Origin of the sequence: Marinomonas sp. SBI8L, assembly GCF_001624705.1 — a bacterium.
Taxonomy (GTDB): domain Bacteria; phylum Pseudomonadota; class Gammaproteobacteria; order Pseudomonadales; family Marinomonadaceae; genus Marinomonas.
Map to the genome: position 1 here is coordinate 1 of NZ_JSEO01000060.1, position 332 is coordinate 332.

Annotated in this window: 1 rRNA gene; it reads right to left on the bottom strand. The window is 40.4% G+C overall.

Going from position 1 to position 332, the window contains the following annotated elements:
* Window positions 1-220: 220 nt before the first annotated feature.
* Window positions 221-332 (bottom strand): 5S ribosomal RNA (rrf, locus tag OA91_RS23915); the annotation flags it as partial.

Here is a 332-nt window from a genome sequence, read left to right on the forward strand (position 1 = left end):
CTTTAAATTGTCCATAGTCTCTCTTTGTTAAATTTGTTCGTTTTTTGGTCGAAACAGAATTAATTTAACGAAAGAGGGGCGCCTTTTATATACCCCTTAGACACACTTTATGGGACGGTATGGGAATCAGGTGGTTCAGACGTGGTTGTCTCCTACCTTTTTCCTAGTTTATTTTAGGCAAAAAAAAACCAGTCACTAGGACTGGTTTTTTATAATTCAATCTTGATAACGACCTACTCTCACATGGGACCTCCCACACTACCATCGGCGATGTCACTTTTCACTTCTGAGTTCGGGATGGGATCAGGTGGTTCAACGACTCTATGATTATC